Below are 26057 nucleotides of genomic sequence, written 5' to 3' on the forward strand. Positions count from 1 at the left end.
TGACACAGTGAGCCGCCCGCCCAAAAAGGCGTCGCGCGTGACGGTTTGGTGTTTTACAAAATCGCTCGGCTGGTCTAGGGACATCGCACCCGGATGGCTGGTCTGGTGCGCGACCATATAGTGCTGCACAGGACAGTCTCAACCCGATTTGCCCTCAAGGCATCAAGGACCTTATGGCGGTGTCAGTTCTGCCCCAGATCAATCAAACGCCAGAAATGAACCCGGTCGAGAGGCTGATGGCTGCTACGGCCGACGACATGGCGCGCGTCAACGCTCTGATACTGGATCGCGCCAAGAGCCATGTGGACATGGTGCCCGAACTGGCCCGCTACCTGATCGACAGTGGCGGCAAGCGCCTGAGGCCAATGCTCACGGTGGCGGCTGCCACCCTCTTCGGCAAGGGCAAGGGCCATGCCGTCAATTTCGCTGCCGCCGTTGAATTCATGCATAACGCCACCCTGCTGCATGACGATGTGGTGGACGAAAGCGACATGCGCCGCGGCAAGCCGGCGGCCCGCATGGTCTGGGGCAACAAGGCCTCCATCCTGGTCGGCGACTTTCTGCTCGGCCAGGCTTTCATGATGATGGTGGAGACCCGCGATGTCGACGCATTGGGCGTGCTGTCGGCCGCTTCGGCGGTGATGGCCGAAGGCGAGGTGTTCCAGCTCGCCAAGACCGGCGATCTCGACACCACCGCCGCGGACTATGCCGAAGTCATCCGCGCCAAGACGGCCATCCTGTTCGAGGCCGCCTGCGAGGTCGGAGCCATGTCCGGCGGGGCGGACGCTGCGGGCCGCAAGGCGCTGGCGCTTTACGGGCTCGAACTGGGCAATGCCTTTCAGCTGGTGGATGATGCGCTCGACTATGGCGGGCAGTCGGGCACGCTGGGCAAGAATGTCGGTGACGACCTGCGCGAGGGCAAGATGACCCTGCCGGTCATCCTGGCCCTGCAATCGGCCAGTGACAGCGAGCGGACCTTGATCGCCTCCGCATTGGGCAATGCCGAGGCCACGGACCTTGAAGTGCATCAGGTGGTGGCGATCTTCAATCGCTATGACACACTGGGCAAGACGCTCGATAAGGCACGGGACCATGCCCGCGCGGCAATCGATGCCTTGGCCGACCTGCCCGACAGCGAGATGAAAACCATCCTCGCCGATGTCGTGGTCCACAGCGTCAGCCGCGCCAACTAGCCTCAGAACCCCTGGCGGTATCCGAGCATCAGCCCGGCCCCACCCTGCCCGGCCACATGGCCGGCATTGAAGGCCTGCTTGACCCCAAAGGTCAGCGACGCCGCATTGGGCAGTTCCGCCTGATAGGACAGGTTGAGATCGATCTGCCGGCCCGAAGACGCCAGATCGGCGCTGGCGGTCTGATTGACGATGCTACCATCGGCCATGCGCCCGACCGGCCGGGTCACCTCGATGGTTCCCGTCTCGATGCGCAGCGGCTGAGCCACTGACAGGGTCAGGCGATCTCCAGCCATCAGCGCGTCGGAAAAACTGGCGCCGATCTCCATGCCCGAGAAGGTCAGCCCCGAAAAGTCTGACACCAGGCCGGTGCCCCCACCCTGACGGGCCACTGCGCCATATTCTAGCCGGCCAAATAGCGAAACCCCGGCCGCGACGGGCTGTTCCAATCCCAGACTGACAGCGCCGATGGTGCTGCCGGAGCCGAAATCGAAGGCCGAGCCGCCATCCAGACCCATGACGCCACCCTCTTCGCCTGCCAGGGTCGCACCCAACCGAAACTGCCCGGAACCGGCCGGAAGCGACAGGGTCAGTCCTGCGCCCGCCAGACTGCCGTGCTCGAGCGCGCCGTGCTCGGCTGCAAACCCGTATGCGGTCAGTTCACCGACAGACCCGACCGGGGCGGTGGAGGCCATTAGCAGACTCTCGCCAGCCATGGACAGGACCGAGGCCTGTCCTCCAGCGCCGGAAAATCCACCGACGGCGCCGGCCAGGTCGCCCGTGTGAGCGAGATTCAGCCCACTCCCCGCCTGATCGAGACTGGCCTGTCCAGGCAGGTGGGGCATGACGGCAACCGGCCCGGCCACGACGGCCGAGGCGGCAGAAACCGAATAGGCGCGATTGAGCGCATCGAAAACCGCCAGTTGCTGGGGCTGCAGGGCAAGGGTCAGCGAGTCACCGAAGCTGGACGGCGCGACGACGGTGCTGTCAGCGAGGGTGTGGCGCTCAGCGGTGGCAACGCTTGCTCCGCTCAAGACCGAAACCGATCCGATGGGGCTGAGGGCCGCCCTGATATCCATCACCCCATGCCCCCATTCGGTGGAATAGGCGTGAGAAACGCCATTGCCATAGTCGATGGTGCCGGCCACCGGCACGCCCTGGGCCGCGAACCAGGAATTGTCGGCGCTGGCCAACAGGCGCTGTGCCCATTCGGACGGCGTCATATCGGGGAAGGCTTCGGCCAGCAGCGCCACGGCGCCCGACACCTGCGGCGCGACAAAGGAGGTGCCGAGGCCGCTGCGATAGCTGGTGTCGCTGGCATTGTTGCCCCCATCGACGTGCCAAGCACCGGTGGTGATGCCGTCCCCCGCCAGGCAGAACTTGGCTGCCAGACCACAGGCCGCCGAGAGACGCACGGCGCGGGTGATGTCGCCGCTGCCATTCACCTCGAAATAGCCATTGGCTGCCGCAATCCACGCTTCGGCCAGCCGTGACTCGTAATAGGGCAAGGTGGCCATGACATCGCCTGAAGTCAGGGCGTTGTTGTTCGAGAGGGCCCAGACCACCACCCCCCTGGCCTGGAAGCTGTCGAGGGCATTGATATAGCCCTGCCAATTGGCCGAACCATAACCCAGAACCGCGTTCAATCCCTGCGCCGTCGAGGCGCCGGGGTTGCTGTTCAGATAGTTCTGAAGGTTTGTCGAGGAGACCTCAAAACCCCAGGAATTGTTCTGCGCCACGGCATTGAGGCCGGCCGCGGCGAGCGTGCCATTGGTGACATTGGCAATATCGAACCCGCCCGAAGGCTGGATGGAAGTCAGATGCAGATTGGCGCCGGGGGCCACGCCGTGCATCCCGACCCCGTTCTTGAGCCCGGCCGCCAGCGAGGCCACAAAGGTACCGTGGCCCTCTGTGGGGATTGTGCCGGTGGTCGAGATCGTCTTGCCGGCCAATTCCTGGTGCGAGGTCCGAAAGCCGTCGTCCACGATGGCAATGGTCTTGCCGGTCCCGGCGAGGCCTGCCGAGTGCGCCCAATTCACCCCGTGCAAGATGAAAGGCGAGGATTGTGTACCCGTGGGCGTTACCCCGCAGCCGACGGTGCCGCAGCTGGCGTCGCTGGCGCGGAACTCGCCAGAGGCCGCAAGGGCCGCCGCCTGTGCGGCATTGAATGTGACGCTACGCGTGGCCCAGCCGGCGCTTGGTGCCGGGGAAAAGACCGTGATTGGCCCGGTGCCAGAAGCGCTGCTACCCGAGCTTCCGCCGCCCGAAGACGAACCGCCACCGGAACAGGCGGCAAGCGCAATGGCGATACCGAATATCGCCAGGCCTTTGAAAGTGTTCACGAAGTTCACGTGTTGCGGGCCCAGATAGTGGTATGGTGACACAAGGCATAGCCCGTGCGTCTCATTCATGCGCCCCTGGAACCTATTACCATCCGCCCGCGGGCTGGCAAATCACGATTCAGTCCCGAGACAATCGAAGCACGGTCGGCGTTGCTAAGGGGACACACCCAGCAGCGGCGCCGTCCCCACCCAATAGTCCGGATGCATGCGCCGCAGTTCGCTGGCCGCATCGTGCGCCTGCCCCTCCGAGCCATAGAGCCCGAACACGGTGGCGCCGGACCCCGACATCCGGGCCAGCACGCAGCCGGGGCTCTCGGCCAGCTCGTCGATCAACACCCCGATTTCCGGAACCAGCTTGATTGCCGGCGGCTGCAGGTCATTGCGCGTTTCGCTGAGCCAGAGCCCGAGCTGGGCGGGCCGGGTCAGCGGCTGCGGCAGGGCGGGCAGAGGATAGTTGTCATGCGCCCGAAGACGGCGGAACACGTCTGCCGTCGCCACCGCGACGCCAGGATTGACCAGGGTGATATGGAGCTGAGGGAATTCCGGCAGCGGTGAAAGAATTTCGCCCACGCCGCGGGCCACCAGAGGACGCGACAGCAGACAGGCGGGCACGTCGGCGCCCAGGGTTGCCGCGAGATCGGTCAGCTCGTTCACCGGCACGGGTTCGGGGGCCATGCCGGCCATGATGCGCAGCGCGGCAGCGGCATCGGCCGAGCCACCACCGATGCCGGCGGCGACCGGCAGGTTCTTGACCAGATGAAGGCTAAGGCCGGGCGGCGACAGCTTGGGCCAGCGCGCCCGGAAGGCGGCGACCGCCCGCAGCACCAGATTGGCCGGCCCGGCGCCCAGGCCGGCTGAAAACGGCCCGGAAATGTCGAGACTGTCCTGGGCGGCCACACTCGCTTCGAGGTCATCGAAGATATCGGCAAAGACGATCAGGCTTTCCAGGTCGTGGTAGCCATCCTCGCGCCGACGCGTGACATGCAGCGCCAGATTGATCTTGGCTGGCGCCGTCTGAACAATGGCCTCGACCATCGCCGGGGCTATTTCGTCTCTGTGGCTGGTGTCAGCCCCTCGGCCAGCTTGGGCCCGACCCGTTCGGCAACATTGCCGGTTTCGTCGACCGAGCGCGCAATATTCCACTGGAAGCGCGCCTCGAGCTTGCGCCCGGCTTTCCAATAGGCGTCGCCCAGGTGATCGTTGATCTCGGGGTCGTTGGGCAGCAGCATGACGGCGCGCTCGAGCGTTTCGACGGCTTCGTCCACACGATCAAGCTTGTAAAAGGCCCAGCCGAGCGAATCGACGATGTAGCCGTCCTGCGGCTGCGCGGCCACGGCTGTCTCGATCATTTCCAGCGCCCGCTCCAGGTGCATGTCCTGATCGATCCAGCTATAGCCGAGATAGTTGAGCACCTGAGGCTGGTCCGGATTGAGCTCCAGTGCCTTGAGAAAATCCGTCTCGGCATCGGGCCATTGCTTGGCGCGCTCATAGGCAATACCGCGCACATAGTAGAACCGCCAATCCGGTGGCGACTCTCCCCCGGTGATTTCCAGGGCCTTGGTATAGGCCTCGGCCGCCCCGAGATAATCCTCGTCGTAGCGCAGCAGATCGCCCAGCGCCGAAACCGCATCAAGGTCGTCTGGTCGGGTGGCGATGATGTTGCGCAGACGCCGAATGGCCTCGGCGCGGTCGCCCATCGAATCCAGGTTCTGGGCGATACGCACCACGGCGGTCGGCTTCATCGGCGAATTGGCCGGGATGGCGTCGTAAATCTGGTTGGCCGCTTCGTGCTGGCCGGCCTGATCGAGCAATTGACCAAGCGCCAGGGAGATGACGTCGGCGCCCGGATCGAGATAGACCCCGAGCCGCAGGAACACCAGGGCCAGGTCCGAGCTGCCATCGCGGGACAGCGCCACGCCGATGCCGTGGAACATCTCGGCGGCGCCAACCTGAACATTGGCCGCGAACAGCCCCGGACGCCGCTTGGCGTCCACTGCCTCGCGCACGATATCGATGATCGGATGGGTGAGCCCCTCGGATTCGAAAGCATTCAGGACGTCCTCTGCCTCATCGAAACGCCCGGCATTGGCCAGCATGCGAGCATAGACCTCGGCCATGCGGGCGACATAGGGTTCGGCCTCGAAGGCGCGCCCGGCCAATTCGATGGCCAATTCCGTGTCGCCTGCCGCCTCGGCCATCAAGGCGCGATGGAAGACCAGGAACTCGTCGAGCCCATTGGCGCCAAGCTCCTTCATCAGCGCTTGCGCATCATCCGCACGATTGTCGCCAACCAGCGCCCAGGCGCGCAGGATGCCTGCGGTGATGCCGCTGAAACTGTCCTGCGAAATCTTGGCCAATTGCCGGGCAGCAGCACCATAGCGGCGCTCCTTGAGCGCCTCGGCGGCCACAACGAGTTCGGCAAGTTCATTGGCAGGATCGAGTTCAAGCATGCGGCGGGCGGTCGAGGAGGCCTTGCCGATCTGACCGTCGGTCGCCAGGGCCACGAAGGCGCGCTCGACCAGCACAGGATTGTCCCAATCGGCCTGGGCGGCATCGGAGAAATAGCGCGCGGCCTCGTCGGTGCGCAGGTCCTTGAGCGCCTGCTGTCCGGCCATATAGGCGCCCGTCACGCTCGGACGGAACAGCTTGAGCATGTCCTGCGCCGCCTGGCGCAGCCCCAGGGTTGCTTCCTGGGCCGCAAGCGGGGTGGCCATCAGGGCAAGTAGGGCGGCCATGGTCAGGCGCCATGCCCGTCGATTGGATAGCAGGGTCACGTGCTCAAATTCTCCCTATGCCGATACCGGCAGCATCTGGGCGCAAAGATTGTCCGTTTTGCGACTGCGCCGCAAGGTCAGCGCCCATATGATGCTGTCACATTCCGCTGTAGTTGGGACCACTGCCACCCTCGGGCGGCACCCAGGTGATGTTCCGTGCCGGGTCCTTGATGTCGCACGTCTTGCAGTGGACGCAATTGGCCGCGTGGATACGGAAGACCGGTGCACCGCCCTCCTCAGTCATTTCATAAACGCCTGCAGGGCAATAGAGCGGCGCCGGCTCGCCATATCGCGGCAGGTTTTCCTTCACCGGAATGGTCGGGTCCTTGAGCCTGAGATGGACAGGCTGGTCCTCGTCATGGGCGAGGTTGGCGAGGAAAACCGAGGCCGACCGATCGAACGTGGTCTTGCCATCGGGGCGCGGATATTGCCGGGGCGTCACGGCGCTGAGCGGCTTGAGCTTGGCAGAATCAGTTGTCGTCCAGCGCAATGTGCCGAAGGGCGAGACGCGCAATATGCTCTGGCACCACATGTCGATGCCGCCAAGGAAGGCACCGGCCAGCGTACCGAAACGACCCCAGAGCGGCTTGAGGTTCCGCACCCCGAGCAGCTCCTTTTCGATACCGGTCGAAAGGATGTGATGGCCCAGATCAGCGATGCGGTCGTGCATGCGCCCGGCGGAAATGGCATCGCCCACCGCGTCGGCAGCCCCGATGCCGGACAGGATGGCGTTGTGAATGGCCTTGAGCCGCGGCGCGTTCATGAAGCCGGCTGCGCAACCAATCAGCCCACCCCCCTCAAAAGCCAGGTCCGGGATGGCCTGCAACCCGCCGGCCGTCAGGGACCGGGCGCCATAACTGATGCGCGTGGCCCCATCGAGCAAGCGGGCGATGGAAGGGTGGGTCTTGAAACGCTGGAACTCGCCAAAGGGCGAGAGCGTCGGATCGGCATAATCGAGATGCACAACCAACCCTAGATAGAGCTTGTTGTCCTGCGCATGATAGGCGAAGCCGCCGCCCCCGGTCTGGTTGTCGAGCGGAAAGCCGAGATAATGGTCGACCCGGCCAAGCTCGTGGCGCTCGGCAGGGATTTCCCAGACTTCCTTGATGCCCAGGCCGAATTTCTGCGGGCTGGCCGTGCTGTCCAGCGCGAAATCGCCAATGATCTGTTTGGCAAGCGAACCGCGGGCGCCTTCGGCAATCAGCGTATATTTGGCTTCCAAAGCAATGCCTGCCGCATGGCCGGGCTTGGGATTGCCGCTCGCATCCAGTCCCAGATCGCCGGTGATGATGCCGCGCACGGGTCCATCGCCGCTGCGCAGCACATCGACAGCCGCGGTCATGGGGAAAATATCGACGCCCAGTTCCGCCGCCTGCTCGCCCAGCCAGCGCACCAGATCGCCCAGGCTGACGATGATGCCACCCCGGGTCCGCATCTGCGGCGGCACCAAAGCGTGCGGGAAAGCGAAATCGCCGGATTGGGTGAGGTAGTGATAGGTATCGCGGGTCACATCCGGTCCGACCGGCGCGCCCTTGAGCCGCCAGTCCGGGATCAGCGCGTCGAGGCCGACAGGGTCCATGACGGCGCCCGAGAGGATGTGACCACCGATTTCGGCGGCTTTTTCGACGACGGTAACGGCAATGTCCGGATGACGTTGCTTGAGGCGGATGGCTGCGGCCAGGCCCGAAGGACCGGCGCCGACGATCAGGACGTCGGTGGGGAGCGTTTCGCGGTTGCCGGCTTCTGCCATTGGAAATGCACCTTTGGGGCTTGGTGTGCGACTGGTCGCCTGGGACGCGGTGTGACATAACGGGCCCGATGTCTCAAGATCGACCGCTCAACAATGCCGAACTGCTCTCGGTGCTCGACTGGTATCGGGCCGCCGGGGTGGATATGGCCGTGGTTGACGAGCCCGTCGATCGCTTCGCGCAAAAGCCGCCGGCGGCCAGCACCATGCCGCCGCGCGCCGCACCGGCCGCTCCCGCTGCCGTTCCGCAAGCGCCACTGCCTCTTGGGGGCGATCCGAGCGAGGCCAGGCAATTGGCAGCCTCGGCCCAGTCGCTCGAGGCCTTGCGCGACGTCCTCGAGCGCTATGACGGGTGCGGACTGAAATTCCGCGCGACGCAGCTGGTCTTTGCCGACGGCAACCCTGAAGCCAAAATCATGCTGATTGGCGAGGCGCCGGGCGCCGAGGAAGACAGGCAGGGCAAGCCCTTTGTCGGACGTTCCGGCCAATTGCTCGACCGCATGCTCGCGGCGATCGGGCTCGACCGAACCCAGGTCTATATCGTCAATACCGTCCCTTGGCGGCCGCCGGGCAATCGCACGCCGACGCCCGAGGAAATGGAACTGTGCCTGCCCTTTCTCAACCGGCAGGTGGAGCTTGTCGCGCCCCAATTGGTGATGACGCTGGGCGGACCGGCCATGCAGACCGTGTTCAAGACCACCAACGGCATCATCAAGATGCGCGGTAAGTGGCAGGATGTGTCCATCGGCACCCATACCGTGCCGGCCCTGCCGACGCTGCATCCGGCCTATCTGTTGCGCAATCCGCCAGCCAAGCAGCAAGCCTGGCGGGATCTGCTGAGCTTCCGGGCGCGGCTGGACAGTCTCGGTCTCGGTTAATCCGCCTTTGGGGGGCTAGGCACGGCAACCGCAGACGCTATGGTCGCGTTCGAGTGATTTGCAACGTTCCTGGACCAGTCCTGAAGGCCAAATAGCGTCATGGCTTCCGTTATCAAAATTTACGCCCTGTTCCTGGGCTCGGCACTGCTCATGTTCGGTGGCGGGCTGCAAGGCCTGCTGCTCTCCGTTCGTGGCGCGGAAGAAGATTTCTCGCTGCTGGCGCTGGGTTTGATCGGTACCGGCTGGTCCGTCGGATTCGTTGCCGGCTCGCTTTTCGTGCCCATGGTGGTGCGTAAGGTGGGCCATATCCGCGCCTTTTCGGTCATGGCCGCCATCGGCACCATCACCATCCTGCTCAACCTGCTGTGGATCAACGACATCGGCTGGATCGTGCTCAGGGCCCTTTCCGGCTTCTGCTTTGCCGGCGCAGCGATGATCGTGGAAAGCTGGCTCAACGAAGTGGCGGACAATCGCAGCCGCGGCACGATCTTCTCGATCTATGTGACCATCAACATGGCGGCCTCGACCTTGGGACAGATCGCCATGTCGGTCACTGGTACAGCGGGCTATCTGCCATTTGTCATCGGCGCCATCAGCTTCATCTGTGCTGTGCTGCCGACCGCGCTGACCTCCAGCCCCCAGCCCAAGCCCCTGCAATCGGCCAAGCTGGATCTGGGGCTGCTCTATCGCACTTCACCCGTCGCCGCGATTGCCGCCTTCTCCTGTGGCATGGCCAATGGCGCCTTCGGCACACTGGCGCCGGTCTATGGCTATGAGCAAGGCCTGGATGCCAGCGGCATCGCCCTGCTCTTCGCCGTGGCTGCCATTCTGGGCGCGGTGGCACAGGTGCCGTTCGGACGGTTGTCCGACCGCATTGACCGGCGGCTCGTGCTGATCGGTCTTTCCGGATTTGCCGCCCTGGTCGGGGCGCTGACGGCACTGATCAATCCGGGCGCCGGATGGGGGATGTATGTGTTGTTCGCCGCCTATGGCTTTGCCGCCAATCCGATCTATGCGGTAGCCGTAGCCCATGCCAATGACTTCGCCCGCGATGGCGATTTCGCCAAGATCGCCGGGGGCATGCTGTTGATCCTGGGCCTTGGCCTGGCCATCGGGCCGGCCGTCGCCTCCATCATCATGGGTATTTGGCATCCGGTAGGCCTGTTCGTGGTGACAGCAACCTTCCACGGCGCACTGGCCGGCACGGCCTATCTGCGCATGCGGGTGCGCAAGGGCTTGGACGCGGCCGAACGGGCACCATTCCAGCCCATGAGCGACAAGCAGGTTACGCCCGAGACCTTTGTTCTCGACCCGCGCGCTGATAGTGATGCCGACGAGATTCCGGTGCAGCGCGAAGCAGCGGTGCCGGAGGAATTGATCGAGACCGCGGAGGCAGAGGGCGATGTTCAAGACGGAAAAATTTGAGGACCGCGCGTTCAAGCCGCTTTCCATTGCCGTGATCGCGGTGTCCGACACCAGGACGCTTGAGACCGATACGGGCGGCGCTCTGCTCAAGTCGCTGCTCGAAGCCGATGGCCATCGCTGCTTCGAACGGCAGGTGGTGCGCGACGAGATCCAATTGGTGCGGGCCGCCGTGCAGGCCTATGTCGCCAATCCGGAGGTGGACGTGATCCTCACCACCGGCGGCACGGGATTTTCTGGCCGGGACATCACCCCAGAAGCGATCGAGCCGCTGTTCGACAAGCGCATGGAAGGCTTTTCGGTGCTGTTCCACCAATATTCGGCGACCACGGTGGGCACCTCCTCCCTGCAATCGCGGGCCACGGCGGGCCTGATCGGCACCACCTTCGTGTTCTGCCTCCCCGGCTCCCGCGGTGCCTGCCGGGACGCCTGGGAAGGCATACTGACGCACCAGCTCGACTACCGGCACAAGCCTTGCAATTTCGTCGAGCTGATGCCGCGGCTCGACGAGCGCTAGGCACTTGGCCCCAAGGGTGGCAGGCCGGAAAGCCGCCTGCCCTCCTCGGTCTTGAGCGAGAAATCGGTCCCCAGATAAGGGTCCGCTTCTGCCGTGCAAAGAAACGCTATCGCCTTGGCGACCCAATCGGGCGAGAGATGTACCGAGGGCGAGAGCCGGCTGACGGCATTGATTGCCGAGGCGCGGATTGCCGTCTGCATGTCTGTCGCCACTGTACCTGGGCTAAGACCAATCACACGGATACCGCGACCTCGCAGTTCGACATCCATGCAGGCCGTTAGCGCTCGCAGGCCGGCCTTGCTGGCACAGTAGTGGCTCCAGCCTTCCAGCGCGCTGGTGGCGGCGCCGGAGCTGATATTGATAATGGTCCCCCCACCGGCTTTCAGCAGGAGCGGCAGCGCCAGCCGGGCGACCGCATAGGCCCCTGTAAGGTTGGTGGCAATGGCGTGGCTCCAGTCAGCCGGGTCACTGTCGATGATGCGGGCGATCGGTTCGATGGTGCCCGCATTGTTGATAAGCACATCGACGCGGCCCTTGCTCCGGGCAACCCTGTCCATGGCGCGCGCCACTGCGTCTAGGTCAGACACATCGCATTCGAGCGCCATCCCGGGGGTGGACCGATCGGCCACGGAGCGGTTCAGCGCGACAATGTCGGCGCCCAGAGCCGCCAAATGACCTGCCGCTGCCGCGCCGATGCCGCGCCTCGTGCCAGTGATCAGCACCACCTTGCCGGTCAGGTCGGGTGTTGGCGAGGTGCTCATGCCCCACCTCCCCGTGCCGGGATGGCATTGCTCCGATCATAGACCAGCCCGGCCAGCAATGCAGCCAGGTCTGGTCGGGCATAGGGGGCGTTGCCAATCTGGACCAGATGCAGGCGCCCATGATCGTCGGTCGCGAAAGCCGCTGGTTCCGCGAAGGGCTGGCTGGCGCCCGTGCCGTCGGGCTGGGTGATATGAAGACCCAATTGGGTCATTTGCTCAAGCGTCAGCCCTGCGGCCACCCGGCCCCTGTATCCGGTCCGGGACAGAAACGCTGCGGCCCGATCCGCCGGGTCCGCGGTCGCCAGAACAAGCGCGATGCCGGCCTCGTCATAGCTCTGGCGCTGCTCTTCAGCCTTGCTCAGAAAGGCCTCGCACATCGGGCAGTGGGCGCCTCGGAAAATGACCAGCAACCGCCAGCCCGGCGCGACAAGCGGCAGCGTGCCGCCATCGGCCAGGGTGAGCGCGAAGTCGGGAAGCGGGCGACCAGGGATGGGGGTTGGTTGCGGCATGGCGTGTCTCCTGTGGCTGTGACCACGCCTTGATATTTCCTGCCGTTATCGCGATAAATGATCTCAAGCAAAGCATATTCGTGCATAATTTGCAGCAATGAATCTTTCGGCCCTGAAATATTTCGTAGCGGTTGCAGAGCAAGGCAGCTTCGCCAACGCTGCCGTTGCCTGCGACATCGATCCCTCAACCATGTCGCGCCATATTGCGGCGCTCGAGCGTGAACTGGGTGCGCGCCTGTTCCAGCGCAGCACCCGCCAGGTGGCGCTGACCGAGATTGGCACGCATGCCCTGGCCCATGCCCGCCAGGTCCTTTCCGAGGTCGAGGCGCTGCGGGACGCCACAATGAGGGGGACTACCGAGCTGGTGGGGCGCGTGCGGCTCTCCGCGTCGGTGGCCTATGGAGAGCGCCGCATTGCCCCCCTGTTGGGGCGTTTCCAGGCAAGATATCCGCGCCTGACCCTTGAGATGATCCTGTCCGATGCCAATCAGGACCTGGTGGCCGAGGCAATCGACCTGGTCGTCCGGCACGGCCCGGGCGTTACTGGGGATCTCGTAGTGTCGCGCCTGCACAGCACCCGATACCGGGTCTGTGCCACGCCAGACTTTCTTGATCGGAACGGCAGGCCCGAGCATCTGGAGGCTCTCGTCAGCCTTCCGTGCCTTGGCTATGCGCTGCCAGGACTGGAGAACCAATGGTATTGCCGGCACGAAGCCGGATATAGCCCCGTGCCCATATCTACCAGTCTCAGTCTGAGTTCGCCGCTGGCGCTGCGCGGCGCCTGCCTGGGCGGTGCGGGCCTGGCGCTTCTGGCCGACTGGCTGGTCGAAGCGGACCTGGCCACGGGCGCCCTCGTGTCGCTTCTGGATCAGGATGACTTGTCGCCGGGGCCTGCAGAGAACGCGGCCTGGCTGGTTTACGCTTCCCGACCCTATCTGCCGCGCCGGGTCCGTGCGCTCATCGACTTCCTGCGCGAGGAATTACAGCCCGCATAGATTTCGGGCGCCGGATTGCTCCAGCGCCCGAACCGAACTGCCGCTCGATTGAGGCTCTTCAGCGCTTCGGCACCTAGTGCCCGCCATGCCCGGGCATGCCACCTTCGGGCTTGCGGATGAAGAAGGCCGCCAGGATCGCAAAGAGCGAGATGATCGCGCCGACGAGGAAGGCTGCGCGGATACCCCCGGCAAGGGCCTCGACAGGGTCGACACCCTCGGCCGCCAATGCCGCGGTGCGGATGGTCATCAGCGCGATGAACAGAGCAATGCCCGCCGCGCCTGCCAATTGCTGGATAGAGCCCAGTACGGCCGAGGCGTGCGAGTAGAGCTCCATGCGCACCGAACCCATGGACGAGGTGAAGACCGGCGTAAAGATCAGGGCCAGGCCGACGCTCAGCACCATATGTCCGGCCAGCAGTGCCCAGGGCGAGGTATCCTGCCCTACCATGGTCAGGGCCCAGAGGACGGCGGAGACCAGGATGGCGCCGGGCACAGCCAGCACGGTCGGCCCGACCCGGTCATAGAGGCGGCCGACCACCGGGCCCAGCAGGCCCATGATCAGGCCACCGGGCAGCAACAGCAGGCCGGTCTGCAGCGTATCCAGACCCACCACGTTCTGGGTGTAGATCGGCAGCAGGATGACCGAGCCGAACAGGGTCATCATGGCGACAAGCATCATCGAGACCGACACCGTATAGTTGCGTGACTGGAAGACGCGCAGGTCCAGGAGGGCCTTGTTCTCGGCCTGCAGGCCCAGTTGGCGCCATACGAACAGGGCCATGGCCACAACGCCGATAGCGATGGGCAGCCAGAGCGGGATGGCGGTGGCCTCGTCGGGACGGGCAAAGCTTTCGCCAAAACCGGACAGGCCATAGACCAACCCGCCAAAGGCCAGTGCCGACAGCACCACCGAAAGATAGTCGAGCGGCGCATAACGCGGGGTCGAGACATTGCGGATGCGGGCGGCGCCCAGCACCAGAGCCAGAATGGCGATGGGCAGGGTGAAATAGAACATGAAGCGCCAGTCGAAATTGTTGAGGATGAACCCGCCAATGGTCGGACCGATGGCCGGGGCCACGGACATGACGATGGAGATGTTGCCCATGGTCTTGCCGCGTGCCTCAGGAGGCACCAGGGTCATCACCGTGGTCATCAGCAGCGGCATCATGATGGCAGTGCCCACCGCCTGGATCACCCGGCCGGCGACGAGCAGTTCCAGGCCCGGAGACAGCGCGCAGACCAGCGTGCCAGCCGTGAAGATGGAGATGGCCAAGAGGAAGATCGGACGCGTATTGAGGCGTTGCAGCAGGAAGCCGGTGATCGGGATCACCACCGCCATCGTCAGCAGAAAGGCCGTCGTCAGCCACTGGGCCGCGCTGGCGGTGACACCAAGATCACCCATCAGGTGCGGGATGGCGACGCTCATGATGGTTTCGTTGAGAAACACCACGAAGGTCGAAACCAGGAGGATGGCAATGACCAGCCTATTGCGGGCGGCATTGTCGGGATGATGCGGCGCGATCTCCGCCGTTTCATCCATGGTGGCTTGCATTGTCATCTTCCTGTCCCTCATCACAAAAAATGTGTCGCCCATGCGACGGCAGAAGCCGTCAACTTTCGACACGGGATTTGCAAAAAACGCGCGACAGCCTTTGTCAGCAGATCGGGACGGCTAGGCGTCAACCGCGCAGGCGGGTTGGACGCGGAATGGCGAAAACTGATTGGCCGGCGGGCGCGCTTTCCTACGCCCGCGAGGCGGTGCCGTAAAGTCTTGTAATGCATGGGCGGCATGCCGATATCTGTTGCGGCGGCCACTGCGTCGCCATTGATGTTCTTGTTCTGTTCTCATCAACCTGATAGCATTCCCATGCGTTGGAGGAAAGGCGATTCCCTCCCGCGTCGAGGCAGGAGACAGAACCATGGCCCTCTACCAGGCCCCCTCTTTTGAAGCCCTTGAGCGTTTGAGCCGCAGCCGCGATGCCGATCTGGCACGGCGCGAATTGATGCAGCCCGATCGCATTCGCGGTCGTGGCGCCCAGACCAATCGCTCGGGGCGTTTCGAGACACATCAGCGCGATGGATTTGACGATGGTTGGGGCAGTGTCGAGCCGCTCCCCCTGTTCGAGACGATCGAACATATCGAGCGCGCCAAGACCATCATCACCACCAATGACAGCCCGGACATCGGCTTTGAGCGTTCGATCAATCCCTATCGCGGCTGCGAGCATGGCTGTTCTTATTGCTTTGCGCGCCCCACCCACGCCTATCTCGGGCATTCGGCGGGCGTGGACTTCGAGCGTGACATCTATGTCAAAGCCAATGCGGTAGAGGCCCTGCGCGCCGAACTTTCGGCCAAGAACTACAGGCCCAAGCCCATTGCCATGGGCACCAATACCGACCCATACCAGCCGGCCGAACGGACACATAAGCTGACCCGCGGCATTCTCGAGGTCATGCTGGAGACCCGCCATCCGGTGATGATCACCACCAAGTCTGCCCTGATCGTGCGGGATCTGGATATCCTGACGGAACTGGCAAAGCTGGGACTGGTCAAGGTCGCCATTTCGGTGACCTCGATGGATCACAAGCTGAGCCGCAAGATGGAACCGCGTGCCTCCTCGCCAGTGCGGCGGCTGGAAGCCATCCGCCTGCTTTCAGAGGCTGGTATCCCGACGGCTATCTTCGCCTCGCCGATGATTCCGGCCATCAACGACATGGAGCTTGAGCGCATTCTCGACGCCGGCAAGGCGCAGGGTGCTGTCAGCGCGCAGATGATCCTGCTGCGCTTGCCGGGAGAAGTGCGCGACGTGTTTCGCGAATGGCTGCTGCGACACTTCCCGGACCGGGTGCGCCATGTGCTCTCGCTGGTCCGTGACACGCGCGGCGGGCGCGACAACGACCCGCGCTTTGGCTCGCGCATGGTGGGCGAAGGCCCCTATGCGACCCTATTGCGCCAGCGCTTCGAAAAGGCGCGCGAGCGTTTTGGACTGGACGCCAAGCTGCCGCCGCTGCGGGCCGATCTTTTCGAGGCCCCGAAGGTGGAAAGCCCGCAAATGAGCCTGTTCTAGGCAGGCTAGTATTGCGCGACCCTGCGGGCATAGGTGGCCATGAAGTCGAGCGAGGCCAGCACGCCGCGTAGCGACAGCCAAGTGCGAACCGGCTCCGCCTGGCCCAGAAGCGGCACTGACAGGGTCACCGCATTCCGGTCCTTCATTGTCTCGATGATGGCGTCGCGCTGGTCCGGGTCTGCGATGAAGAACTGGTTGATTGTGTTGAACCGCGTCTCGATGCCGGTGCCCATCGTGAGGGCGATCGGCGGCTCGCCGCCAAATTGCAGTGTCATCGGTCGCGCCGGGTCGTATTCCCCCTCTTCGGGTGACACGGTGATTGCCAGATCGAGGACACCGTTGAGCCGATTGCGGATCAGGGTCAGCTTGTAGGCTGGCAGTCCGGCTCCGTTCAGTTCCTGGCTGCCGGTGCTGGCAAAGCAGGAATGAAAGTAGTAGCCGTCCGCATCTTCATTGATGACATCGGGACAGGCTGCCAGCCAGTCCCGGTTGTATTCGCGCCACTCGCCAAAGGGATGGTGGAAGGGCTCGGCCGTACTCGGGCCGGTCAGCAGCAGGAAGGCCATAAGGCCGCTTGCTTTGCGCATCAAAGTCTCTCTCGCCTTTGCCCCCCGGCGGAGACTCTTGTATCAGCACATTCGCGGACAGGAATAGGGCATTCCATCTTTCCGACACGGTCGGGCGCCAATCAGGCGTCGCCCAATGCCTGGGCCTAACGAAATGGCAGATCGAAATGACGACGCAATCCATCAATGGCATCACGGTCTATTTCGTCGCCGCCACCGGCGCGCCGCTCAGCGCCGAACAGGACGCCCTGGATCTTATCGGAGAGACCTATGGAACCGGGACCGAAATGATCGTGGTACCGGCGCAGCGCTTTGCGCCGGGTTTTTTCGATCTCAGCACCCGCACGGCCGGTCACTTTTTCCAGAAGCTGCAGAATTACCAGATGCGGCTCGCCATCCTCGGCGACATCTCGCAGCACATGGCAGCGAGCAAAGCTTTGCGTGATTTTGTCGGCGAGACCAACAGGGTTGGCCATCACCTCTTCGCGCCAGACCGGGCGGCGCTCGAGATCGTCCTCATGCGGGGGCGATAGGGATGGCACGCAAGGGCAAGGTAACGGCCGCAAACGCGGAACTCTTTGCACCGGAAGCGGGCTTTCCCGATTTCAGCCATGAGGAAATGCTGATCGCGCGCGGCGCACGACTGGTCGCCGGGGTAGATGAAGCCGGCCGCGGTCCCCTGGCCGGACCCGTTGTCGTGGCCGCGGTCCGGCTCGATCCTGCCCGCATCCCGGATGGCCTCAACGATTCCAAGAAGCTGACGGCCGAGCGCCGGGAGGCCTTGTTCGAGCAGATCCTGTCCACGGCGGATGTCGCCATCGTTTCGGCGCCGCCCAGCGACATCGTCTCGCTCAACATTCGTGGCGCTACCCTCGCAGCCATGGCGCGCGCCGTCCGGGCTTTGCCGCACCGGGTGGACCGGGTGCTGGTGGATGGGCGCGACGTGCCGCCGGAGCTGCCCTGCCCGGGCATTGCCCTCATCGGTGGCGACGGCCGCAGCGTCTCGATCGCAGCGGCTTCGATCGTGGCCAAGGTGATGCGCGACCGCATGTGCGAAATCATGGATTGCGACGCGCCGCATTTCGGCTTTGCCGGCCACAAGGGCTATGGCACCGCGGCGCATCTTGCGGCGCTCGACCTGCATGGGCCCTGCCGCCACCACCGCGCCGAATTCGGCCCCGTCGCCGCCCTTTTACTCGCCCGGACGAGCATTGAGGTGGTGGGTTAACCCCTCGCTAACCCCTTGCGAACGCTCCATTAACCTCGTGGCCCTATAACGGTCTTGTTAGTACTGCGTTAGGGTTAAGTGCATGTTGCGTACCGCGCGTACGGCCAAGAAGGCCGATGCGGAAAGGGAGGCCACGCGCCTTCCGATCGATACTATCCTTGTGGGCGATTGCATCGACCACATGAATAGTTTGCCGGCCGGCTCCATCGATCTCATTTTCGCAGATCCCCCCTATAATCTGCAGCTGGAACAGGGTCTCACCCGCCCCGACCAATCCAAGGTCGATGCGGTGGATGACGATTGGGACAAGTTCGACAGCTTCGCCCATTACGACGAATTCACCCGCGCCTGGATGGCGGCGGCGCGCCGCCTGCTCAAGCCCGATGGGGCGATGTGGGTGATCGGCTCGTATCACAACATCTTCCGGGTCGGCACGGTGCTGCAGGATCTGGGCTTCTGGATGCTCAACGACATCGTCTGGCGCAAAGCCAACCCGATGCCCAATTTCCGCGGCACCCGCTTCACCAACGCGCATGAGACGCTGATCTGGGCCGCCAAGAGCCAGAAAAGCCGCGTCACCTTCAATTATGAGGCCATGAAGCTGGCCAATGACGACACGCAGATGCGTTCGGACTGGCTCTTTCCCATCTGCACCGGCTCGGAGCGCCTCAAGGACGAAGACGACGGCAAGCTGCATCCCACGCAGAAGCCCGAAGCGCTGCTGTTCCGCATTCTCAATGCCACGACCAAGCCGGGCGATATCGTGCTCGACCCGTTCTTCGGCACCGGCACCACTGGCGCGGTGGCCCGCAAGCTGGGCCGGCACTTCATCGGCATCGAGCGTGAGCCCGACTATATCGCCGGTGCACGCCAGCGCATTGCGACCATCCGCCCGGGCGTGTTCGAGGCGCTGCAATCGGTCACGCCCAAGCGCAAGGAAGCGCGCATTCCCTTCGGCTCGCTGGTCGAGCAGGGCGTGCTCGATGTGGGTACGCAACTGTTTGACGCAGGGCGGCGTTATTCGGCCATGGTTCGTGCAGACGGCTCACTCGTCTCGGGTCCGCACCAGGGGTCGATCCACAAGGTCGGCGCATTAGTCCAGGGTGCCGAGTCATGCAACGGGTGGACCTTCTGGCATCACGAACAATCGGGACGAATGGAGCCGATCGATGTGCTTCGCGCCGACATTCGTCAAAAACTTGATTTGCTTTCTGCCTGATCCTGACCTCCAATCAAATCTCAGGCTCTAAAACTGGCCGCCGGGCAATCCGGCGGCCTTTTTGTTTGCGGTCAAGACAGACGCGTCTAGATTGGCTGAAATCCAGCTCATGACGATGACAATGGCGATCACCATCCGACACATTACCCCCGCCGATGCTCCAGGTTTTCACGATGCCCTGGACAGCGTGGCGCGCGAGAGGCGCTTCCTGCGGCTGACCAGCGCCCCGCCGCTTGAGCGGTCACAGGCCTTCATTGCCGACAATATCGCCAAGGGTAATCCGCAATATGTGGCGGTTGATACGGGCGTGCTGGTGGGCTGGTGCGATATCTGCCGCTGCGATGAGCCGGGCTCGGAGCATTGCGGCGCGCTCGGCATGGGCCTGGTCCTGAGCCATCGCGGCAAGGGGATCGGTCGCGACATGCTTGCGGCGACGCTCGACGCGGCGCAGAGCCGGTTCGACCGCGTTGAACTGGACGTCTATGCGTCAAACACGCCTGCCATATCCCTCTATGAGAAATCCGGCTTCACCCATGAGGGGCGGCGTCGGCGCGCCATCCAGCGCGATGGCCGGTTTGACGACATCATCATCATGGGCCTGCTGTTCAGTCAAAGCCTGCCGCAGCCAATACCTTCCTGAACAGGGTCGGCAGGGCCTCGCCCTTGAGCGCCGCTGGCGGCGCCCACCAGCCGTCGCCCAGCCCCTCGGGCGATACCGCGGCCGACCACACCTCAAGCTCCAGGCGGAAATGGGTGAACACATGCACCACCTGTCCGCGGTGGTGCCATTGGGCCGCCACCGGATAGGCCGGTTCTCCCGGCGCATCACTCCATTCCGAGGTCGGCACCTCGGTCATCCCGGCCAGCAAACCCCTGGCGGGGCGCGTCTGCAGATAGACGTCCCCCGCCCCATCCTGCATCACATAGGCGTGACCGCGACGCACCGGCCGCTCGGCCTTTTGCGGCTTTATAGGATAGCGCGTCGGCTCACCTGACCGCCGGGCCTCGCACCCGTCATGGAGCGGACAGACAAGACACATGGCCGCGCGGGGCGCGCAGATGGTGGCGCCCAGGTCCATCATGGCCTGGGCAAAATCGCCGGCCCGTTCAGGCACCGCCAGTTGCAAGGCGCCACGCAATTGCTCCTTGGCCTCGCGCACCGGCACCTCCAGCGCATAGTAGCGCGCCAATACCCGGTCGAGATTGCCATCGAGCACGGCCACACGCTCATCGAAACAGATGGCGGCAATCGCGGCGCTGGTATAGGCGCCGATGCCGGGCAGGACCTGAAGACCGGCGGCAGTATCGGGGAAGATGCCGGCATGGTCGCGCACCACTGCCTGCGCGCAGGCGTGCAGGTTTCGCGCCCTTGCGTAATAGCCCAGCCCCGCCCATTCGCGCAGCACCGCGTCAAGCGGCGCCTTGGCAAGGTCGTAAACCGTGGGCCAGAGCGTGGTGAATCGAATGAAATAGGCCTTCACCGCGGCCACGGTGGTCTGCTGCAACATCACCTCACTCAGCCAGACCCGATAGGGATCGGGCCGTTTGCCGGACTTCCGGTCCGCCGGAGAAACGCGCCAGGGCAGATCGCGGGCATGGCTGTCATACCAGGCGAGCACGGCCGTGGAATCAATGGGATGCGGATGGGCAAGGGGCATGCGTGGGGGATAGCGCGATCGCGCCGGCCGCTTCAAGAAGAATACCCCCACCCTCCTTCCCCTTGATGGGGAGGGATTGAGGGTGGGGTGCGCCACGCATGTCGAGGCATCAACATGAACGCCACGCTTGTCCAGAACCCTTGTGCAGGGGTATTGCACTCAAATGCCCAAGGATGAGCTGCCCGAACCCAAACGCCGCAACAAGACGCTGTCGGTTTCCGACGCGCTCTCGGGCGCGCTCGATCCGGTCCTGAAAAAGCGCGGATTTGCCGGGCGGGACATTCTCGCCCAATGGCGCCACATCGCCCCGCCTCCCTTCGACCAGACCACCCTGCCCGACAAACTGAGCTGGCCCCGCGGCAATCATGGCGCGGATGGCGCAACGCTCTATCTCCGCTGTGCACCGGGCCAGGCCCTGTTTGCCCAGCACGAGGCGCCGGCCATTGCCGCGGCCGTCAACCGCTATTTTGGGTATGTCCTTGTCAATGATGTCAGATTGTCGGCAGAACCATTCACCCCCGGTTCAGGCCAGCGGGTGCAAAAACCTCAACAACCGAGCCAGAGCGAAATCGCAAAGGTCGGCAAGGCGACCGAAATGGTCGAAAATGAAGATCTGCGGGAAGCGTTGAGGACCCTGGGCCTGGCGCTCTCCAGCAGGTCAAAGCAGAAGAGGCAATAGCCCGTTCACCCCCAAGTGATGTCGGTGCCCACTTGCCGACACCTTCGCTGTGTGTAGTGTCGCGCAGCCAATAAATTCAGGAGCCTGAGACGTGAAACTTAATCGCCGCGAAACCATCATTCTGGCTGCTGCCGCTTCGGCGGTCAGCCTTTCGGGCATTTCAGCTTCACAGGCCGCCGAAGGCGACATGATTGATCAGGCGGCCCTGATGGCGCCAGTCGGCGGCTTGACCGACAAGGTGGAGGGCCATGCTGATGCCCCGGTCACCGTGATTGAATATGCTTCGCCCACCTGTCCGCATTGTGCTGCCTTCCACAACACGGTCTACGAGCCGTTCAAGGAACAATATATCGACACCGGCAAGGTCAAGTTCATCGTGCGGCCCTTCGCCCGCAACGCGCTGGACGCTGCCATTTTCCTGCTGGCCGAAGCCGCCGGCGAGGAAAACTACCACAACGTCATCGCCACCTATTTCCGTACCCAGAACGAGTGGGGCATGTCCGAAAAGCCGCGCGACGCCATCTATGCGGTGGCCCAGCAGCTCGGTTTTACAGAGGAAAGCTTCTCGGCCGCCTTGACGAATCAGGAGGCCTTCACCGGGATTGAAGCCCAGCGCGAACAGGCTCTGGACGAGTTCGGGCTGACGGGGACGCCGACCTTCTATGTCAATGGCAAGACGCTTTCGGGGGGCAAGACGCTTGAGCAGCTCGCTGCCGAGATCGATCCGCTCGTGCCTGCCGATTTTGTCTCACCGGTTGCAGCCGAGGAACCGGCGGCCGATGCCATGGCACCCGCCGCGGACGCAATGGCCCCTGCATCCGATGCAATGGCTCCCGCTGCAGATGCAATGGCCCCGGCCAACGAGATGGCACCTGCCAACTAACATTGCTTTGAGGCGGGCGAACGCATGAAGTTCTCCCGCCTCAAGCTCCACGGCTTCAAAAGTTTCTGCGATGAGACCGTGCTCGTCATGGAGCCGGGCCTGACTGGCATTGTCGGGCCCAATGGCTGCGGCAAGTCCAATCTGGTCGAGGCCATGCGCTGGGTCATGGGCGAAAGCTCGTACAAGGCCATGCGCGCCTCGGGCATGGACGACGTCATCTTTTCCGGATCGGGGAACCGCCCGGCGCGCAACAGCGCCGAAGTCACCCTGGTCCTCGATAATTCGGACCGCACCGCCCCGGCTGCCCTCAACAATGCCGATGTGCTCGAGGTGACCCGTCGCATCGAGCGCGAGGCCGGTTCGGTCTATCGCGTCAACGGCAAGGAAGTGCGCGCCCGCGACGTGCAATTGCTGTTCGCTGATGCATCCACCGGCGCCCATTCTCCCGCCATGGTACGGCAGGGCCAGATCGGCGAGCTGATTGCCGCCAAGCCCACTGCCCGCCGTGCCCTGCTCGAAGAGGCCGCCGGCATTTCCGGCCTGCATTCCCGCCGACACGAGGCCGAGCTCAGGCTGCGCGCGGCCGAAGGCAATCTCGAACGGGTCGATGATGTCATCGCCCAGGTCGAGAGCCAGCTTGAAACGCTCAAGCGCCAGGCGCGGCTGGCCAATCGCTATCGCGGCCTGTCGGGCGATATTCGCCGCGCCGAAGCGACCCTGTTTCACATTCGCTGGGTGGCCACGCGCGCCGCAGAAAAAGAAACCGAAGCGGCCCAGGCCGTGCTCGTGCGGCAATTGGCCGACGCCACCCATGCCGAGCGTGAAGCGCAGAAGGCCGTTGAAACCGCCGAGGCGGCACTGACACCGTTGCGCGAGCGCGAGGCGGTCACCGGCGCGGTGCTACAGCGCTATACCATTCTGCGCGAGCAATTGGCCGAGGAAGCGCGGCGGATGGGCCAGCGCCGGACCGAACTCGAGGACCGGCTGCGCCAGATTGCGGCGGACGGTACCCGCGAGCGCGAGCTGGTCGGTGAGGCCGAGACAACCCTGACCGCCTATGCCGAGGAACAGACCCAGCTTACCGCCGAGCAGCAGGCCGCACAGACCGAGTTCGAGGCGGCTCGGACAGAGACCGAGGCGGCCAAAGTCGCCGTTGCCGAAGCGGACGCTGCCACGCGCGAGACCGCCAATACCCTGGCGCAGATGCGCGCCCACCGCGTGCAGGCCGAACGCAATCTTAGTGAAGCCCGCAGCCGCCGCGCCCGATTGGCCCAGCAATTGGCGGATGTCGAGGCCGATCAGGCCCGCGTTATCGCGGCGCTCGAGGCAGATGAAACGCTTGCCGCCCGGCGTGCTGCGCTCGAAGCGGTGCAGGCTGCCACGGCAACGGCAGAGACAGCCGCCCTCGCCGCCGAGGAGGCATCGGGCGCTGCGCAGGCCAGGCTCGACGCGGCCCGGCCGCGCCTGTCCGAACTCGACGCGCTAGTCACCCGGCTCGAAGCCGAGGCCTCGACACTGGGCAAGATGCTCAATACCGGCGCGAGCCTCTGGCCCGCCGTGGTCGATGAGCTCTCAGTCGAGCCCGGCTATGAAACCGCTCTGGGCGCCGCGCTGGGTGATGATCTTGAGGCCTCTTCGGACGGCGGAGCGCCAATGCACTGGTCCATCGCCATTGATGGTTATGATGATCCGGCTTTGCCACAGGGCGCCGAACCCCTGTCCCGCCATGTGACCGGCACCGAATTGCTGAAGCGCCGACTCGACCAGATCGGCCTTGTCGATGCTGTCGATGGCCCGGCGCTGATGAAGGCGCTCAAACCCGGCCAACGGCTGGTCACGCTGGAAGGCGCGCTCTGGCGCTGGGATGGTTTTGTTGCCGCCGCCGACGCGCCGAGCGCTGCGGCCCTCCGCCTCGCCCAGCGCAATCGCCTCGCCGAACTGGACGAGGAAATCCTGCGCGCCAAGGGCGAGCGCAATAGCTGGCGCCGCGATGTCGATCAGCTGACCGCCGCCCTGGACGCGGCCCGGCAGGCCGAAAAGGATCGGCGCGAAGACTGGCGCAAGGCCCAGCATGCCATTGGAACGGCGCAGGCAGAACTGGACCGGGCGCAGCGCGCCCTGGGCGATCTGCAAACGCGTCGCTCAACCCTGGAAGATGCGTCTGCACGCCTGGCCGCCAGCGTTGCCGAGGCCGAGTCGGCCCTGGCCGAAGCCGAGGCCACCCTGTCAGGAACGGGCGATGAGGCCGAGCTGGCGGCCGCAGTCGAGCAGGGCCAGCAGCGTCTGACTGCCCTGCGGGACAAGGCGGATCAGGCGCGCCTCAAGTTGAGCACGGTCGAATCGGCGGCCCGCATGCGGGCGGCGCGCCTGGATCAGCTCGGTCGGGACAGCGCCGCCTGGCAACGCCGCCGCGATGGAGCGCTGGCGCAATTGGCCACGCTTGATGCGCGCATGGCCGAGGTACAGAGCCAACTCGACAATCTGGCCGAAGCGCCGGAGGGCTTCGAGAGCCGCAAGGCGCAATTGGACGACCAGATCGAAACCGCCCAGACTGATCACAAGCTCGCCGGCGACCGCCTCAGTACGGCCCAGACCGCGTGGCGCGACGCCGAAAAGGCGCTCAAGGCCGCTGGCGACGCCCTCAATGCCGTGCGCATCGAGTTGACCCGCATTGATGAACGCCTCAAGGGCGCCATCGCCCAGCGCCAGCAGATTGAACGGCAGGTTGAGGAATCGCTGGGCATACCCGCCAGCAAGACGCTCGAGGCCTCAGGCATCCGTCCCGAGGAAGCCCTGCCCAATGAGCATGCCACCGAACAAAAGCTGGAGCGGCTCAAATCCGAACGCGAACGGCTCGGCGGGGTCAATCTATCGGCAGAGAAGGAGGCCGAGGAGGTCCAGGAAAAACTGGATACCATGGTGCGCGATCGCGACGACATCATCGAGGCCATAGCCAAGCTGCGCGGCGGCATCGCCGCCCTCAATCGCGAGGGCCGCGCCCGCCTCAACGAGGCCTTCGGCAAGGTCAACGCGCATTTCCAGGAGCTGTTCATCACCCTGTTCGGCGGCGGCACGGCCGAGCTGACCTTCGTTGAAAGCGACGATCCGCTGGAAGCCGGGCTTGAAATCATTGCCCGCCCGCCCGGCAAAAAGCCGCAGACCATGACCCTGCTCTCCGGTGGTGAGCAGGCGCTGACCGCCATGAGCCTGATCTTTGCCGTGTTTCTCACCAATCCGGCGCCGATCTGCGTTCTCGACGAAGTCGATGCGCCGCTCGACGATGCCAATGTCGAACGGTTCTGCAACCTGCTCGACTCCATGCGCCAGCGCACCAATACGCGCTTCATGGTCATCACGCATAACCCGATCACCATGAGCCGGGTGGATCGCCTGTTTGGTGTGACCATGGCCGAGCGCGGGGTGTCGCAACTGGTGTCGGTGGACCTGACGACGGCCGAGAGCTATCGGGAAGCCGGCTGAGGACGGCATGGCCGCTGACCTGTAGAATCCCTCCCCCTGCCCTGACTCTGCCACTATCGAAGTGTGGACAGCATGCCGCACCCCCGTGACGAGGGAAATATCCAATACAAAACAATAAGTTACAGCTACGCCCCGCGCCTTG

At 64.2% G+C, this 26057-nt stretch carries 22 protein-coding genes; 13 read left to right on the plus strand and 9 right to left on the minus strand.

The genetic code is table 11. The features are described from left to right. Positions 1-215: 215 nt before the first annotated feature. Positions 216-1193: a polyprenyl synthetase family protein gene (locus tag QZ564_RS01895; RefSeq protein WP_297104076.1), complete on the plus strand. Its 978-nt coding sequence runs from the start codon at positions 216-218 to the stop codon at positions 1191-1193. Between the two features lie 2 nt (positions 1194-1195). Here the strand turns inward: QZ564_RS01895 and QZ564_RS01900 are convergent, their stop codons facing one another. The 4 genes from QZ564_RS01900 to QZ564_RS01915 form a co-directional block, all read right to left on the minus strand. After that, the gene (locus tag QZ564_RS01900) at positions 1196-3532 is read right to left on the minus strand and encodes a S8 family peptidase (RefSeq protein WP_297103844.1); all 2337 of its coding nucleotides are present in this window, start codon (positions 3530-3532) and stop codon (positions 1196-1198) included. A gap of 153 nt (positions 3533-3685) precedes the next feature. Further along, positions 3686-4567, minus strand: a complete 882-nt coding sequence (locus QZ564_RS01905; protein WP_297103846.1) for a 4-(cytidine 5'-diphospho)-2-C-methyl-D-erythritol kinase — start codon at positions 4565-4567, stop codon at positions 3686-3688. 8 nt (positions 4568-4575) lie between these two features. Continuing rightward, positions 4576-6306 carry a tetratricopeptide repeat protein gene (locus tag QZ564_RS01910; protein WP_297103847.1) on the minus strand — a complete coding sequence of 577 codons (1731 nt, stop codon included), beginning with the start codon at positions 6304-6306 and terminating at the stop codon, positions 4576-4578. A gap of 97 nt (positions 6307-6403) precedes the next feature. Further along, positions 6404-8056, minus strand: coding sequence for an electron transfer flavoprotein-ubiquinone oxidoreductase (locus tag QZ564_RS01915; protein WP_297103849.1), 1653 nt, complete (start codon positions 8054-8056; stop codon positions 6404-6406). Positions 8057-8124: 68 nt separating this feature from the next. On the opposite strand from QZ564_RS01915, the gene QZ564_RS01920 reads away from it, so the two are divergent. The 3 genes from QZ564_RS01920 (at position 8125) to moaB (ending at position 10870) form a co-directional block, all read left to right on the plus strand. Then, positions 8125-8931, plus strand: a complete 807-nt coding sequence (locus tag QZ564_RS01920; protein ID WP_297103851.1) for a uracil-DNA glycosylase — start codon at positions 8125-8127, stop codon at positions 8929-8931. Positions 8932-9030: 99 nt separating this feature from the next. Beyond that, positions 9031-10356 carry an MFS transporter gene (locus tag QZ564_RS01925; RefSeq protein ID WP_297103853.1) on the plus strand — a complete coding sequence of 442 codons (1326 nt, stop codon included), beginning with the start codon at positions 9031-9033 and terminating at the stop codon, positions 10354-10356. Next, complete coding sequence (moaB, locus tag QZ564_RS01930) at positions 10334-10870, plus strand: molybdenum cofactor biosynthesis protein B (protein ID WP_297103855.1); 537 nt, start codon at positions 10334-10336, stop codon at positions 10868-10870. Before QZ564_RS01925 ends, moaB begins: the two co-directional genes overlap by 23 nt. Here the strand turns inward: moaB and QZ564_RS01935 are convergent. Together QZ564_RS01935 and QZ564_RS01940 are read right to left on the minus strand one after the other, a co-directional pair. Then, on the minus strand, positions 10867-11631 hold the full coding sequence (locus QZ564_RS01935; RefSeq protein ID WP_297103857.1) for an SDR family oxidoreductase: 765 nt from the start codon (positions 11629-11631) through the stop codon (positions 10867-10869). The genes moaB and QZ564_RS01935 overlap by 4 nt on opposite strands. Next, complete coding sequence (locus tag QZ564_RS01940) at positions 11628-12140, minus strand: redoxin family protein (protein ID WP_297103860.1); 513 nt, start codon at positions 12138-12140, stop codon at positions 11628-11630. The genes QZ564_RS01935 and QZ564_RS01940 overlap by 4 nt, the downstream gene beginning before the upstream one ends. Positions 12141-12237: 97 nt before the next feature. Between QZ564_RS01940 and QZ564_RS01945 the strand changes: the two genes are divergently transcribed. Continuing rightward, entirely contained in the window at positions 12238-13134 is an 897-nt protein-coding gene (locus QZ564_RS01945; protein ID WP_297103862.1) for a LysR family transcriptional regulator, read from the plus strand. Between the two features lie 73 nt (positions 13135-13207). On the opposite strand, the gene QZ564_RS01950 is transcribed toward QZ564_RS01945, so the two are convergent. Then, the gene (locus QZ564_RS01950; RefSeq protein WP_297103864.1) at positions 13208-14692 is read right to left on the minus strand and encodes an MDR family MFS transporter; all 1485 of its coding nucleotides are present in this window, start codon (positions 14690-14692) and stop codon (positions 13208-13210) included. Between the two features lie 361 nt (positions 14693-15053). On the opposite strand from QZ564_RS01950, the gene QZ564_RS01955 reads away from it, so the two are divergent. After that, entirely contained in the window at positions 15054-16202 is a 1149-nt protein-coding gene (locus QZ564_RS01955; RefSeq protein WP_297103866.1) for a PA0069 family radical SAM protein, read from the plus strand. A gap of 5 nt (positions 16203-16207) precedes the next feature. Here the strand turns inward: QZ564_RS01955 and QZ564_RS01960 are convergent, their stop codons facing one another. Then, positions 16208-16789: a hypothetical protein gene (locus QZ564_RS01960; RefSeq protein ID WP_297103868.1), complete on the minus strand. Its 582-nt coding sequence runs from the start codon at positions 16787-16789 to the stop codon at positions 16208-16210. A gap of 146 nt (positions 16790-16935) precedes the next feature. On the opposite strand from QZ564_RS01960, the gene QZ564_RS01965 reads away from it, so the two are divergent. The 4 genes from QZ564_RS01965 to QZ564_RS01980 all read left to right on the plus strand — a co-directional run bounded on the left by QZ564_RS01965 (position 16936) and on the right by QZ564_RS01980 (position 19855). Continuing rightward, complete coding sequence (locus tag QZ564_RS01965; protein WP_297103870.1) at positions 16936-17301, plus strand: DUF4180 domain-containing protein; 366 nt, start codon at positions 16936-16938, stop codon at positions 17299-17301. 86 nt (positions 17302-17387) lie between these two features. After that, entirely contained in the window at positions 17388-17996 is a 609-nt protein-coding gene (locus QZ564_RS01970) for a ribonuclease HII (RefSeq protein WP_297104078.1), read from the plus strand. 82 nt (positions 17997-18078) lie between these two features. Next, a complete protein-coding gene (locus QZ564_RS01975) occupies positions 18079-19215 on the plus strand; it encodes a site-specific DNA-methyltransferase (protein ID WP_297103872.1) in 1137 nt (378 codons plus the stop codon). Positions 19216-19336: 121 nt separating this feature from the next. Beyond that, the gene (locus tag QZ564_RS01980; RefSeq protein WP_297103874.1) at positions 19337-19855 is read left to right on the plus strand and encodes a GNAT family protein; all 519 of its coding nucleotides are present in this window, start codon (positions 19337-19339) and stop codon (positions 19853-19855) included. On the opposite strand, the gene QZ564_RS01985 is transcribed toward QZ564_RS01980, so the two are convergent. Beyond that, the gene (locus tag QZ564_RS01985; protein WP_297104080.1) at positions 19821-20849 is read right to left on the minus strand and encodes an A/G-specific adenine glycosylase; all 1029 of its coding nucleotides are present in this window, start codon (positions 20847-20849) and stop codon (positions 19821-19823) included. The two genes, QZ564_RS01980 and QZ564_RS01985, sit on opposite strands and share 35 nt — an antisense overlap. 187 nt (positions 20850-21036) lie before the next feature. On the opposite strand from QZ564_RS01985, the gene QZ564_RS01990 reads away from it, so the two are divergent. The 3 genes from QZ564_RS01990 (at position 21037) to QZ564_RS02000 (ending at position 25915) form a co-directional block, all read left to right on the plus strand. Next, entirely contained in the window at positions 21037-21552 is a 516-nt protein-coding gene (locus tag QZ564_RS01990) for a DciA family protein (protein WP_297103876.1), read from the plus strand. Between the two features lie 91 nt (positions 21553-21643). Beyond that, complete coding sequence (locus tag QZ564_RS01995) at positions 21644-22435, plus strand: thioredoxin domain-containing protein (RefSeq protein WP_297103878.1); 792 nt, start codon at positions 21644-21646, stop codon at positions 22433-22435. Positions 22436-22459: 24 nt separating this feature from the next. Next, positions 22460-25915 carry an AAA family ATPase gene (locus QZ564_RS02000; protein WP_297103879.1) on the plus strand — a complete coding sequence of 1152 codons (3456 nt, stop codon included), beginning with the start codon at positions 22460-22462 and terminating at the stop codon, positions 25913-25915. Positions 25916-26057: the final 142 nt, after the last annotated feature.

The organism is uncultured Devosia sp. (genome assembly GCF_913055165.1).
Classification (GTDB): Bacteria; Pseudomonadota; Alphaproteobacteria; order Rhizobiales; family Devosiaceae; genus Devosia.